Source organism: Sphingobium naphthae (genome assembly GCF_043589935.1).
GTDB classification, from domain to species: Bacteria; Pseudomonadota; Alphaproteobacteria; order Sphingomonadales; family Sphingomonadaceae; genus Sphingobium; species Sphingobium naphthae_A.
Genome location: NZ_CP171458.1, coordinates 1 through 12,078 on the forward strand (window position 1 = coordinate 1; position 12,078 = coordinate 12,078).

Genomic DNA, 12,078 nt, shown 5'->3' on the forward strand with positions numbered 1-12,078 from the left:
ATGCGAGTAGTTGTCTTAAATGCACAAGTGCCGTTTATACGCGGGGGGGCCGAAGTTCTTGCAGATGGCCTTGTGGATGCGATCGCTGCGAGTGGCCATGAGGTCGATCTTGTTCGTGTTCCGTTTAAATGGTATCCTCCCCAGTCGGTGCTCGACGCGATTGTAGGGAGCCGGCTGCTTGATTTGACCAGTTCTAATGGTCAGAAAATCGATCGGCTCATCACGTTGAAATTTCCCTCATACTTCGCTCCACACCCAAACAAGACGCTCTGGCTCGTCCATCAGCATCGTTCCGCTTACGACATGTGGGACACCGGAACCGCAGACCTCAACGTACACCCTATGGGGGAAGTCGTGCGTGATGCCGTGATCAGTGGGGATAACCGCTGGTTGCCAGATCATAAGCGCATCTTCACGATCTCGAAGAACGTCCGAGATCGTCTTCATCAAAAGCTGCCATGCGATGCTGAGGTTCTTTACCCACCCGTTTCGGATGCCAACGCGTTGAAGCCTGAAGAATACGGTGATTTTTTTCTTCTGCCGAGCCGCATCAATCCATCGAAGCGCCAGCATCTCTTCGTCGAAGCGCTATCGCGCTGCACCTCCCGCCCCAAGATCATAATTTCTGGCCCGATTGAAGACGGAGCCTATTATAAGAAAATATGCGATTATCTCCATAAATCCGGGCGACATGAGGACGTTTCGTTCACCGGCATGATCGATCGATCGAAGCTAATTGGCTTATACAATCGGTGCAGGGGCGTACTGTTCTCGCCGCAGGATGAAGATTATGGCTATGTCACACTAGAAGCATTTTACGCAGGGAAGCCGGTCATCACAGCTAATGACAGCGGCGGCCCGCTGGAGTTCGTCTTAGACGATCAGACAGGGATCGTCACCGATCTCACGGATATCTCGATTTCCGCAGCGCTGGACAAGCTCTGGCTCGACGTCAATGCGGCGCGCCGCCTGGGCCGCAACGCCCTAGCCCATATTCACAGCCTCAATATCACTTGGCCCGAGACCGTCGCAAAGCTCCTTTCCCAATGATCCGTTTCATAACTCCGCTCGCGCCACGCGCCAGCGAGATCGCCAATCTCAACAGCAAAGTAGCCGATCGCTTGCGAGGCACTGGCCTGTTTTCGGTTCTAGACCTCGAAAACGATGCCAACGCTCATAATTGGCATCATCACCTGCGCCAGCCAACGGACGATGACGAGACGCTCGACGTCGTCCACATCGGGAACAATCATCTCCATCATTCCGGCTGCATGCGCTATGCCTTCGGTGTGCCGTCGGTCTGCGTGTTACATGACCGCAACCTGTCGGGACTGATCCGGGGCGCCCATATCACTTCGCCCAGCCTGTACGACCTTATTGCACGCAAGGTCGTCCTGCGCAACGGGCCGGCCGGGTTCCAACGTTTCAAGAGAGCGCTCGTCGATCCAAATGTCGGTGACGAAGTCGAAGCCCAGAGTTGGGATCTTTTCGCCGAGAACGCGCTTGCGCTCGTCACGCACAACCCAACGGATCTTCCGATCTTCCGCTCCCAGGCGGATGTTCCCGTGTACCATGTGGATCTGCCACACTTCTTTGAAGCAAGCCAGCCCTACCGGACAGAGTTTAAACGAGGCGACACCCTGAAACTCATCATGTTCGGTTTCATGGGGAGCAATCGAAGGCTTCGCCCCGTGGTCGAGATCGTACGATCGTTTGCCAAGACTTATCCAATAGAACTCCATATCTATGGACAAGTCAATCTGGACCAAGCAGACATGCGCTTTATCGAGGAAGCCTGTGTCGAACGTTCGGTCGTGATGCACGGCTTTGTCACCGACGCCGAACTCGAGGCCGCGCTGCGATCGTCTCATCTCGCGATCAATCTTCGCTTTCCGACAATGGGAGAAGCATCCTCGAGCCAGCTTCGCATTTTCGAATTCGCCCTGCCGTCAGTTGTGACCGACATCGGATGGTACGGAAAACTGCCAGATGATGTCGTCTTCAAGGTGTCGCAACGGACGGAGCAACAGGATCTCGTCACACTTTTGGAGCGTGCGATCAGCGATCCTCAACTCTTTTCGGCATATGGCGCCCGCGGACGCAGTTATCTCGAGAAGGTGCATCGGTTCGACCTGTATTTCGATAAAATCCTCCGCATCAAAGGCGATCTAACGACATTGCGACGCGGGTGGGTAGATAGGCGGTTGGTCCAGCGCGTCTCTTGGAGGATGGCAGGATTGATGGACAATGAACATGTGAGGAAAGAGGTGAGCGCCCGGGTAACAGCGGCAACGACCGAATAGGGGACTGACCTGCCCCCCCGGTCCCGCGGTCATAATGAGAGTCCGCCGGTTTGATATTCGTGCTGCGCCACCGGCACAAGTGCGCCGGGTGTGACGCCTCCATTTAGCAGGAGCGCCCGGCGCGCTTGTGCCGGTGTTCGGTTCCCCAGTGACGAGTGCGGCCTAACGTTGTTGTAGTCGTACCGCCAGACCGCCAGCTTGCGCCGGGTGTCAGCCAAGCTGTTGAACAGTTCCTCATTCAGGAGTTCGTCGCGCAGCGACCCATTGAACGATTCAATGAACGCATTCTGCTGCGGCTTGCCGGGATCGATGTAATGCCACTCGACCCGGTTCTCGCTGGCCCACTTCAGGATCGCATTGTCCAGCACGCTTTCCGCCAACAGCCGCTTGAGCTTGCCGTTCTCATCCTCGAGTTGGCGCAGTCGCCGGGCATCGGACACCTCCAGGCCGCCGTACTTCGCCTTCAGCTTGTAGAACGTTGCCGGGCTGAGGCCGTGCTTGCGGCACACATCCGATGTCGGCAGCCCAGCCTCCTGCTCCTTGATCATGCCAATGATCTGTTCCTCGGTAAAACGGCTCTTCCTCATTCGTCTGCTCCTTCGTTGGGCAGACTCTACATCAGATCGAGGGACCCAGCGGGGGGCAGGTCAATCCCATCTCTCATGGCTCCTTCATTCTTTTCAATGTCGGCAGGCTCTTTTTCAAAAATTCTGCCAGGGCAGACTTCAAGATGTCGTCGCCCCTTAATGTGTGATAATGTCCTTTATCACATATATTCTGTCCAGGTCCGATCCTTATGCTGCCGTTATTGTCCCCGCCTGTGCTCGCCCTGCCGCCGATCGTCGCGGAGGCGCAGCCGCATGTGCATATTCGCTTCCTTGAATTTTTCGCCGCTAATATCCGCAATGCCAATACCAGGCGCGCCTATGCGAAGGCGGCGCGGGACTTTCTAGGCTGGTGCCACAGCCATGGCGTACGCCACCTGGAAGAAATCGTGCCCATACATGTCGCCGCCTGGGTGGAGAAGCTAGGGCAATCGCTGGCACCGCCCAGTGTCAAGCAGCGCCTGGCCGCGATCCGCCATTTGTTCGACTGGCTGGTGACGGGGCAGGTGATCGCGACCAACCCCGCCGCCAGTGTCCGCGGCCCGGCGCATAGCGCGCGGAGAGGCCGTACACCGGTGTTGGAGGCGCAGGAAGCACGCGCGCTGCTCGACGCCATCGACATTTCGACGCCGGCCGGGCTGCGCGACCGGGCGCTGATAGGGATCATGATCTACAGCTTCGCACGGGTGGGCGCGGCGCTGGCGATGAAACGGGACGATGTATTCGTGCAGGGGCGACGGCTCTGGCTGCGCCTGCATGAAAAGGGCGGCAAGCGGCATGAGATGCCCTGCCACCACATCCTCGAAGACTATCTGCTCTCTTATATAGAGACGTGCGGAATCAACGAGGGCAGGGGACCGCTGTTCCGCACGATCGCGCGTGGCACAAAAGCGCTCAGCGCCACCCCGCTGCGGCAGGCCGAAGTCCATGCCATGGTCCGCCGCCGCGCTCGTAACGTCGGGATCGGGACGCGGATCGGCAACCATAGTTTCCGTGCGACCGGCATCACTACCTATCTAAAGAATGGCGGGAGCCTCGAAAACGCCGCCGCCATGGCCAATCACAGCTCGACCCGTACGACCCAGCTCTATGACCGGCGGCGCGACGAGATCAGCCTTGCCGAAGTAGAGCGGGTACGGATTTGAGCGCCCGATCCAGAAGTTCCTCAATTCCAGCAATACCTTGAGGAAGCCGGGTGACACCTATGCCTTCCTGCAAAGCCACCGGATGGCTCAGGCGAGACGGAAAAAAGTGCTCGGCCCGCCGCCGCATTCCAGCCTGCCTTCGTTAACGAAGCGATGGCAACCCTGCCTGTGCCAGAGCCTTGGCTAGATAGCGCATGAATGCCGGCGTCCGTCCAGCGTCTCGGGCGCGCAGCCAAGCTAACGCGACTATGGGCCGCCATTGAGAAATGTCGCTAGCGGTCACGCCGGACACCGCCGCATAGCTCCTCCGCAATCGAGCCGCCGCCCAGTCTCGCCACAGTCTCGTCACCCAATCATTAGGCCCGATGCCAAAGCGCATCAGCATCTCGGATCGCACCGCGTCCGCCGCCGGATGGCCCACTGCGGCCTTCGACCAGTCGATCACTACTAGGCCCCCTGAGGTCATCATAACATTGCCGAGATGAAAGTCGCCATGAGTCAGCGCATCGCCATACGGCAGGCGGTCAAGATAGGCGATAGCTGACCGTTGCAGCGCATGTGATGCAGGGCCATGGGTAATATCCGTCGCCAGCACCTGTTTAAGTGATCGCAATGTCCTGCCTGGCACCCGGTGCATCGCGCCGTGCAACACACCCATGCGGTCGAGCGCCCATCCAGCCCTTATCGGATTACAACGGATCCAGTCCATCAATGTCGGACCGTGCAGCCGTGGATAAATGATGGCCCGACGCCCGTCCCATGTCGTTCGTCCGATCGCCGCTGCGGTCGGCACGCCGCTGGCTGCCGCTCGGGCGGATGTCAAAGCTTCGCGTGCGATCATCTCGTCCGAGACGCTGTCGCGGAACAGCTTGACCACCTGATCCCCGCCAATGTCGAACAAATCTGCACTCGCACCGCTGGCGAGGAAGGACAGCTGAGACGCCTGATCGTTCATCCTATTTTGTTAACAGAGCAGGCCCGCCTCAAACAGTCTCGATGCATTGTTACTCGGCACTACAAATTGCCTTACCCTTCCTGCTTTCTTTCGCTTGCCGCATGACCTCACTTCCGCTGAACGGTGGCAGTGGATCATCTCAAGCCCCATTGGCGAGATGTCATACCTCGTTGCGAGCAAATGACTGCTGCCTAACAAGCTGCAAAAACCGACACACTCCGATCGATTATTGATGGGCTATGGCGCAACGGGATCACCACCCTTCACCTCGATCGTGCAGCGCACCGGCTTTTTCGCTTTCTCGGCCGCCTCGCGGCACCGCTGGATGGCTTCGCGGTTGCCTTCGGCGAGCGGGTTGGACGCGAGGATCAATCCCCAGCTCTCAGGCGCGCCGCTCTGCATCAAACGCTGCCCCGCATCCCATTGCGTCGCCGCACCCAGCGTTCGTGTCGCCATGTACTCGGGCCAGCGCCAGCTATCCGGTGTTGCTCGTGCGAGCCAACCCGCAAAGGCGGCGTAAAGCACCAGCCCCAGCACCACGCCACTACCGCCGAACAGATAGAGCGAGCGATTTTGCTCGTCGCCCCGCCGCGCTGACGCGAGCCGGTTCCCGATCTCGCGCGCGGTCTGGTCCAACGCCGTGCGCGCCTCGGCGATAAGGCGCTGATCCTCGCGGCGCGCACCCGTTGCGGCCGATGCGATCTCGCCCGCCATATGCGCCGGGTCCATCGCCAAGGCAGGACTTTTCCGCATCGCCGCGATCTGCTGGGCCAGCACCCCCAGCACATTTTCGGTGCGCTTAAGCGTCGGCTCGTAATCGGGAATGTCGATATTCTCGCGGGCGGCGGTCAGACCTTCGACGGCGGCGCGCAACAACGACACTTCGCGGCCGAGCTGGGCGAACGCCCGCGCCGCGCCATCCTCACCTTGCCCGTCGTCCTCATCCATGCGTGTCCCTTTCCTAACGGCTCATGCCCCGATCGCGGCTGATGCCAAGTTCCTGCGTCAACTGGCGGCCCAGCTCGCCGCCGCTCATGTCGCGGCTCCGGTTCATGCCGATCTCTAGCCCCAGCTCGCGGGTGCGGCCGCGCAGGATCGATTCCACCTGAGGATCGCGCTCAAGACTTTTCGCCATGCCCGCCATGTCCTTGCCCGCCTTCTCGCGGCCCGCCATGTCGCCGGCGCGATAAAGGCGGTCGCGCTCCTGTTTCAGCCCCTGCCAGCGCTCCACGAACCGATCGGCGCGCAGGTTAGGATCGGCCCGCACGCGCGCCTCCTCGCCGATCGCCGCGACCATCGGGCCGCTGCGCCCCGCCGCCGCCTCGCGCAGCAAGCCGGGATTGCGCTGCATCGCCGACGCCATATCGCGCGAGGCTCCCGGCCTGATCTGGTCCAGCGCCTCGGTCGCGCGCTCGAGCGCGACCTTCTGATGCTCGAGAACAGGCCCGCCCGACGCGCGCGCCTGCAACACCGTCTCGGCCGAACGCGAGGCGCGCTCGACTGCGCGCCGGAAATCATGGGTATGGCCCTGATCGGCGCGAGCGGGGGCTTCCTTCGCCGGTGTCGGCGTACGCGACGACAGCTTCAAGCCTTCGAACATACCACGCCGCGGCTGACGCTCGGCCCCGGCCTTCGCCGCGGCGCCGATGCGGTCGCCAGCATCACCAGGCGCGCGATCATGGTCGCCTGCAGGGCGCATGGTTCCCGCGCGGGGCGCGAGGATCTCCACGCCCTTGCGCTCGGGCGCATCCGCCAAGCGAATCTCGCCCGACAGCCCGCGCCGATCGGCGAACGACTGCGCGCGCCTCTCAAAATCATGGTCGTCACGATCCCAATACATCGGATAGTCGGACGCCATATCCTTCGCCCGCTCGCGCGACAGCGTGCGGGAGAGCTGGCGCTGATCGGCGAAATCGTCGCGGCCGTAATGGAGCTGCACCCCGTCGCGGTGCCGCGACAGCGCCACATAGGCCGAATGGCGGTCCATCCCCGGCATCGCCAGCACATGCCCCTGATCGACCGTCACGCCCTGCGATTTATGGATGGTTGCGGCATAGCCATGATCGACATGGGCATAATCTTTCAGGTCGAACGCGACGCTGCGGCCATCGTCGAGGCGGACGGCCATGCTGTCGGGCGACACGCGCTCGACCTTCCCTAGCGTGCCGTTCTTCACCCCTAGCCCGCGCTCGTTTTTCAGAAACATGATGCGGTCGCCGGTCGCGAACTCGCGCGCGCCCCGCTCGGCCGACACGCGCACGTCCGGCCCCAGCTCGGCCGTGCCGCGCAGCCGATCGCGCGCGGCTAGGTTCAGGTCGCGCACCTCGGCATTGGTATGGGTGAGGATGATCCGCGTCTTGTTGGGGTCGGCGACGCGAGCGCGATCCCAGCCCTCCACCAGCTCTGCCCGCGCCTGTTCGCGCGTCTCGGCCGCGTGGACCATGCCATGATCGGCATAGGCATGGATCGCCTCGCCGGTCCGGCCCGTCGCCAGCGCGCGCGTGGCGTCCTTCTGCCAGTCCTCATGCTGCCGGCGAACCTCGTTGATCTCGGCCGCGCCGTGGCGCTCGGCAAGCGTGCGGAACGCAGCGCCGGCCTCGATCGCCTGCAACTGCTCGGCATCGCCGACAAGGACCACCTTGGCCCCTGCCCTCTCGGCCTCCGACAGCACGCGCTCCATCTGGCGCGTGCCGATCATGCCGGCCTCGTCGATCACCAGCACGTCGCGATTGGTCAGCAGCTCGCGGCCCTGCCCCCACTGATATTCCATGCTGGTGATCGTGCGCGAGGCGATGCCGGAGCCGCCCTCAAGCCCCTCGGCCGCGATCCCCGACAGGGCCGCGCCGCGCACCTGATAGCCCGCCCGCTCCCATTCGTCGCGCGCAACCCCCAACATGGTCGATTTGCCGGTGCCGGCATAGCCGACCACGATTGCCAGGTCGTTCTGGCCGGTGATATGCGCCAGCGCGTCCTTCTGCTGGCTTCCCAGCGCAAGGCTTCCACTCTCGGCGGTGTCTCGCCCCCCCATTTGAGACGCCGCCGAGAGACCATGCCCGGCCCGATCGGCAAGCCGATCGCCGGCGCGCTCCAACCGCTGCTCGGTGTCGATCATGTCGCGGGAGGTAAAGCGATCGTCGCCGTGCCCGTCCCGCCCCAGCGCCACCAGCTCGGGCGAGGATCGCACCGCGCTCATCACTCGAGCAAACTGATCCTTGCCGTCGCTGTGCCGGAACGCGAACTGCGCCAGGTCGCGCCGCGTGAACGTGGCCTGCTGCCGCGTGATCGCGTCGAGCGCGATGTCGGGATTGGCGATGATCTTGTCGCCATTCTCGCGCGCGATGCGAAGATGATCGTCGGCGCGGCGATGGTCCTCGCCCTCAAGCTCGCGCCGCACCCCCATCGGCCCGATCTTATGTTGCGGCTCTAGGTCGATGCCCTGCGCCTCCAACGTCCGGTGATCTATGCGGGCGTCTATATCCAGCTCGGACAGGCGCTCGTTGACATGATCGGCCCATGCCTCGCGCCACTCCTGCAACAGCGCCGTGCTGTTCCACTCGCGCACCTTCCGGCCGAAGCCCTCCGGGCCGATCTCGCGCATCGACAGCATGACATGGGCATGGGGTTTCGGTTGCCCGTCCTTGCCCATGTCCCAATGCACATTGAGGTCCGCGACCATCCCGCGTTCGACGAACTGCTTTTCGACGAAATCGCGGGCGAGCTGCATCCCTTGGCTCTGGTTCATCTCGCGCGGAATCGAGAACTCGACCTCACGCGCCAACTGTGCGTCCTTGCGCTTTTCGCCGGCCTCGACCTCGTTCCACAGGGTCGTGCGATCGTTTAAACGCTCCGGTGCGCCCTGGGGCAGCATGATTTCGGAATGAACGACTCCGGCCTTGTTCGAGAAATCTTGGATACGTCCGAGCCGGTCATCGTACAGCTCGGATGCTGAACGATAGGCGGCCGACGCAACCGCGCTCGATCCGTTGGCGCGGCTGATGACCTTGGCCGAGAAATGGTAGATCGCCATTACGGCCGCTATACTGCCTCTCTCAGCGCACGTCGGCAACGACGTATAAGCGCGCACTCACACTTTCTGCCGTTCGCGTGATTGACTTCGCCGCATTTCTGAATGGAACCGCTGTCTTGCAAGCGCGATCATGTTACGCTGCGGCATCTGTTTAGGCGGGCGCGAGGGAGAGGATGATGCGAAAGACGCGCGACTATGATGCCGAGCTGCGAGCGCTGAACGACAAGGCCAAGTCGATCAAGGCGAAGAAGGTCCAGCAACTCGGTGAGCTGGTCACGGCGACCGGGGCCGATGCCCTCGACATTGAGACACTGGCAGGCGCGCTCGTCGCCGCCGTCGAAGCGAACGCGGAAGGAAAGGAGGCATGGCGCGCGAAGGGCGGTGCCTTCTTTCAACGGCGTGGGCGCAAAGGCGGCCGTGGCGCTGCGAGCAACGATGGCGGCGCAGGCGAAGCTGACACAGGCGGTTCGCAGGGCTGAGGCCGGACAGCGCCGCAGAGATACGAGAGGATGGGTCTTGGCTCGCCGCGAACGCACCCGCCACCTGATCGAGCTGGGCGGTCTCGTCCAGAAAACCGGCCTCGTCGATCTCGCCGACGACGATCGCGCTACCCTGTACGGCGCAATGCTCGATTTGGCGGCTAAGGCGCGCGAAGACGGCAATATACTCGTGCTTTGGAAGCGGCGCGGCAAACGCGCGTTCGACGCGGAAGCGGAAGGGACCGAGGCGCAATGGCCGGACTGAAAAGCCGAAAGGGCTGCTCTGCCGGCTGACGCTGAGCAGCGCCGTGATCCAATCTTGCTTGCTCCACTTGCTTTTGCATCATATGATGCTTATATTTTCCTCATTTGAAACAGGAGTGCAAATGGCGATGCAGCCTAACAGCGTCGAAACGCTGCTCGGCGTCAAGCCCGGAGTCCATTCTTCACGCCTGATGCTGCCATCCTCGATCGAGAAGGGGCTGCCCGTCGCGGCGCTTGATCGCTTGGCCGACAGCGTGGCACCGGGCGACGCACGCTTCAAATTTCGCCTCATTCCCAAGGCGACGCTGGACCGCCGGCGCAAGTCCGCCACCCAGCGGCTGACGAGCGAGGAGGGAGACCGGCTCGCCCGTCTGGCTAAGGTGTTCAGCTTCGCGCTCGACATCTATCGCGAGCCGGAGCGCGCACGCGAGTTTCTCGGCCGCCCGCATCCGATGCTGGACGGGAAAGCCCCGCTCGACGTAGCGCTGGCGACCAGTCCGGGCGCGGACCTCGTCATCAACCTGCTTGGCCGCGCCGCCTATGGCGGGGGCGTGTGACCGGCGGTCGGACGGACAGGATCCTAACCGCCTACCGCATCGGCGATCCCGATGGCGTCCACCCCGTCTACGACAGTGAAGGAGCGCGGCTGTATCCGGGCCGGTGGAACACGTCGCTCAGCCCCATCATCTACACGTCCGAACATTATTCGACGGCGATGCTGGAAAAGCTGGTCCATGCGGGCAGCGTGCTGCCGCCCAACCAGCATCATATCCGCATCACCATCCCCAATGGTATACGCTATGAAATCTTTCAGACCGCCGCCCATCCGGGCTGGGACGGAAAGGATGAAGGGCTGTGCAAGGCATTCGGGCAGGCCTGGTATGCGGAACAGCGCAGCGCCATTCTGATCGTGCCATCGATGGTGGCGCGGGTGGAGCGTAACATCCTGATCAACCCGTTGCATCCCGACGCTGCCGGCATCATCCATGAGTTGCCCGAACCGGTCTGGTGGGACGAGCGGCTTTATGGATGAGAGCGAAGGGCTGTACGATGAAGCTTTAACGCCCGAAAAGCAGGTCCATCTCACCTTGTAACCGTTCTGTGACATGTCTTTTTTAAAGACTTGGCAAGCTTTCTGTTTTTGCCCATGACGTTCGAGACTATTGCGGGGGCGCACCGCATACAGAAAATTGGCTCTTAATTTCAGGCGAGATATGTCCAGCGATTCCGTGAATATCGTCCCCGTCATCCTGTCCGGTGGATCGGGCACACGCCTTTGGCCGGTTTCCCGGCCTGAGTGTCCCAAACAGCTGCTGCCTCTGACGGCGGATGAAACCATGTTACAGCTAACAGCGGTGCGGACGCGAGGGTTTGAGGACGCATTGGTCGGTCGTCCGATCCTGGTGTCCAACGCGCTTCACGCCAGCATCATCGACGAGCAGCTACAAAAGAGCGGCATCGCCGACTATCGGGTCATCCTGGAACCGATCGGTCGCAATACCGCGCCCGCCATCGCGCTCGCCGCCCTAGAAGCGCAAAACGATGATGCGCTGCTGATTATGCCGAGCGATCATGTCATCGCCGACCTACCCGCTTTTCATGAAGCAATCGCCCGCGCTCTGCCGCTGGTCGCGCAGGGCTGGCTGGTGACATTCGGGATCACACCCAACGGGCCGGAAACCGGCTATGGCTATATCCAGATGGGCAATCTGTGCGGCGATGGTGTGCATGCCGTCGCGCGCTTCGTCGAAAAGCCTGACGTCGCCAATGCGGAACGAATGCTGAACGAGGGCAATCATGCCTGGAATGCAGGCATCTTCCTGTTCCGCGCCGAGGCCTATCTGGCCGCGATGGAGACGCACCAGCCCGACATGCTGAAGGCCGTCAAGACCGCAATGGCGCAGGCGAAGCGGGACGGGGCGCATATCTTTCCAGACGCTATGGCCTTCCACGCCTGCCCGTCGGATTCGGTCGACTATGCGATCATGGAGAGGGAAACACAGGTGGCCTGCGTGCCGGTCAGTATGGGCTGGTCGGATGTCGGGAGCTGGGATTCCCTGCACGCCGTCAGTACCCGCTGCACCGATGAAAATGCCGTGCGCGGCGACGCGCTGCTGCTCGGCGCGCGCAACTGCTTGGTCCATAGCGATGGGCCGCGCGTCACGCTGGTCGATGTCGATGATCTGATCGTCGTCGTAGCACAGGGCGACATCATGATCCTGAAAAGGGGCGAATCTCAGAAGGTCCGCAAGGTGACGGAGGCTCTCAAGGCCCTCGACGCCGCCAAAGCCGCCAGCTGA

The 12,078-nt window shown here is 62.0% G+C and carries 12 protein-coding genes; 8 read left to right on the forward strand and 4 right to left on the reverse strand.

The features are described from left to right. Positions 1-1,050, forward strand: a complete 1,050-nt coding sequence (locus tag ACGGKE_RS18515) for a glycosyltransferase family 4 protein (RefSeq protein ID WP_394443423.1) — start codon at positions 1-3, stop codon at positions 1,048-1,050. Next, positions 1,047-2,303: a hypothetical protein gene (locus ACGGKE_RS18520; RefSeq protein WP_394443425.1), complete on the forward strand. Its 1,257-nt coding sequence runs from the start codon at positions 1,047-1,049 to the stop codon at positions 2,301-2,303. The genes ACGGKE_RS18515 and ACGGKE_RS18520 overlap by 4 nt, the downstream gene beginning before the upstream one ends. Before the next feature lie 29 nt (positions 2,304-2,332). On the opposite strand, the gene ACGGKE_RS18525 is transcribed toward ACGGKE_RS18520, so the two are convergent. Continuing rightward, the gene (locus tag ACGGKE_RS18525; protein WP_394443427.1) at positions 2,333-2,890 is read right to left on the reverse strand and encodes an integrase core domain-containing protein; all 558 of its coding nucleotides are present in this window, start codon (positions 2,888-2,890) and stop codon (positions 2,333-2,335) included. 209 nt (positions 2,891-3,099) lie between these two features. Between ACGGKE_RS18525 and ACGGKE_RS18530 the strand changes: the two genes are divergently transcribed. Further along, complete coding sequence (locus ACGGKE_RS18530; protein WP_394443429.1) at positions 3,100-4,053, forward strand: tyrosine-type recombinase/integrase; 954 nt, start codon at positions 3,100-3,102, stop codon at positions 4,051-4,053. A gap of 142 nt (positions 4,054-4,195) precedes the next feature. Here ACGGKE_RS18530 and ACGGKE_RS18535 read toward each other — a convergent pair whose 3' ends face one another. The 3 genes from ACGGKE_RS18535 to traA form a co-directional block, all read right to left on the reverse strand. After that, complete coding sequence (locus tag ACGGKE_RS18535) at positions 4,196-5,008, reverse strand: phosphotransferase family protein (protein ID WP_394443431.1); 813 nt, start codon at positions 5,006-5,008, stop codon at positions 4,196-4,198. A 237-nt stretch (positions 5,009-5,245) separates the two neighbouring features. Next, the gene (locus ACGGKE_RS18540; RefSeq protein WP_394443433.1) at positions 5,246-5,956 is read right to left on the reverse strand and encodes a DUF6118 family protein; all 711 of its coding nucleotides are present in this window, start codon (positions 5,954-5,956) and stop codon (positions 5,246-5,248) included. A 13-nt stretch (positions 5,957-5,969) separates the two neighbouring features. Then, positions 5,970-9,035, reverse strand: a complete 3,066-nt coding sequence (traA, locus tag ACGGKE_RS18545; RefSeq protein ID WP_394443436.1) for a Ti-type conjugative transfer relaxase TraA — start codon at positions 9,033-9,035, stop codon at positions 5,970-5,972. A 176-nt stretch (positions 9,036-9,211) separates the two neighbouring features. On the opposite strand from traA, the gene ACGGKE_RS18550 reads away from it, so the two are divergent. The 5 genes from ACGGKE_RS18550 to ACGGKE_RS18570 all read left to right on the forward strand — a co-directional run bounded on the left by ACGGKE_RS18550 (position 9,212) and on the right by ACGGKE_RS18570 (position 12,078). Beyond that, entirely contained in the window at positions 9,212-9,514 is a 303-nt protein-coding gene (locus ACGGKE_RS18550; protein ID WP_394443448.1) for a conjugal transfer protein TraD, read from the forward strand. Positions 9,515-9,551: 37 nt separating this feature from the next. Further along, complete coding sequence (locus ACGGKE_RS18555) at positions 9,552-9,779, forward strand: conjugal transfer protein TraD (RefSeq protein ID WP_394443438.1); 228 nt, start codon at positions 9,552-9,554, stop codon at positions 9,777-9,779. 121 nt (positions 9,780-9,900) lie between these two features. Continuing rightward, complete coding sequence (locus ACGGKE_RS18560; protein WP_325233980.1) at positions 9,901-10,335, forward strand: antitoxin Xre/MbcA/ParS toxin-binding domain-containing protein; 435 nt, start codon at positions 9,901-9,903, stop codon at positions 10,333-10,335. Beyond that, positions 10,332-10,811: an RES family NAD+ phosphorylase gene (locus ACGGKE_RS18565; protein WP_394443440.1), complete on the forward strand. Its 480-nt coding sequence runs from the start codon at positions 10,332-10,334 to the stop codon at positions 10,809-10,811. Before ACGGKE_RS18560 ends, ACGGKE_RS18565 begins: the two co-directional genes overlap by 4 nt. Before the next feature lie 181 nt (positions 10,812-10,992). Further along, positions 10,993-12,078: a mannose-1-phosphate guanylyltransferase/mannose-6-phosphate isomerase gene (locus ACGGKE_RS18570; protein ID WP_325233969.1), complete on the forward strand. Its 1,086-nt coding sequence runs from the start codon at positions 10,993-10,995 to the stop codon at positions 12,076-12,078.

Coding starts and splice junctions, on each gene's coding strand:
- ACGGKE_RS18550 (WP_394443448.1), top strand. CDS start 9,212: ATGCGAAAGACGCGCGACTATGATGCCGAGCTGCGAGCGCTGAACGAC.
- traA (WP_394443436.1), bottom strand. CDS start 9,035: ATGGCGATCTACCATTTCTCGGCCAAGGTCATCAGCCGCGCCAACGGA.
- ACGGKE_RS18520 (WP_394443425.1), top strand. CDS start 1,047: ATGATCCGTTTCATAACTCCGCTCGCGCCACGCGCCAGCGAGATCGCC.
- ACGGKE_RS18560 (WP_325233980.1), top strand. CDS start 9,901: ATGGCGATGCAGCCTAACAGCGTCGAAACGCTGCTCGGCGTCAAGCCC.
- ACGGKE_RS18535 (WP_394443431.1), bottom strand. CDS start 5,008: ATGAACGATCAGGCGTCTCAGCTGTCCTTCCTCGCCAGCGGTGCGAGT.
- ACGGKE_RS18530 (WP_394443429.1), top strand. CDS start 3,100: ATGCTGCCGTTATTGTCCCCGCCTGTGCTCGCCCTGCCGCCGATCGTC.
- ACGGKE_RS18570 (WP_325233969.1), top strand. CDS start 10,993: ATGTCCAGCGATTCCGTGAATATCGTCCCCGTCATCCTGTCCGGTGGA.
- ACGGKE_RS18540 (WP_394443433.1), bottom strand. CDS start 5,956: ATGGATGAGGACGACGGGCAAGGTGAGGATGGCGCGGCGCGGGCGTTC.
- ACGGKE_RS18525 (WP_394443427.1), bottom strand. CDS start 2,890: ATGAGGAAGAGCCGTTTTACCGAGGAACAGATCATTGGCATGATCAAG.
- ACGGKE_RS18515 (WP_394443423.1), top strand. CDS start 1: ATGCGAGTAGTTGTCTTAAATGCACAAGTGCCGTTTATACGCGGGGGG.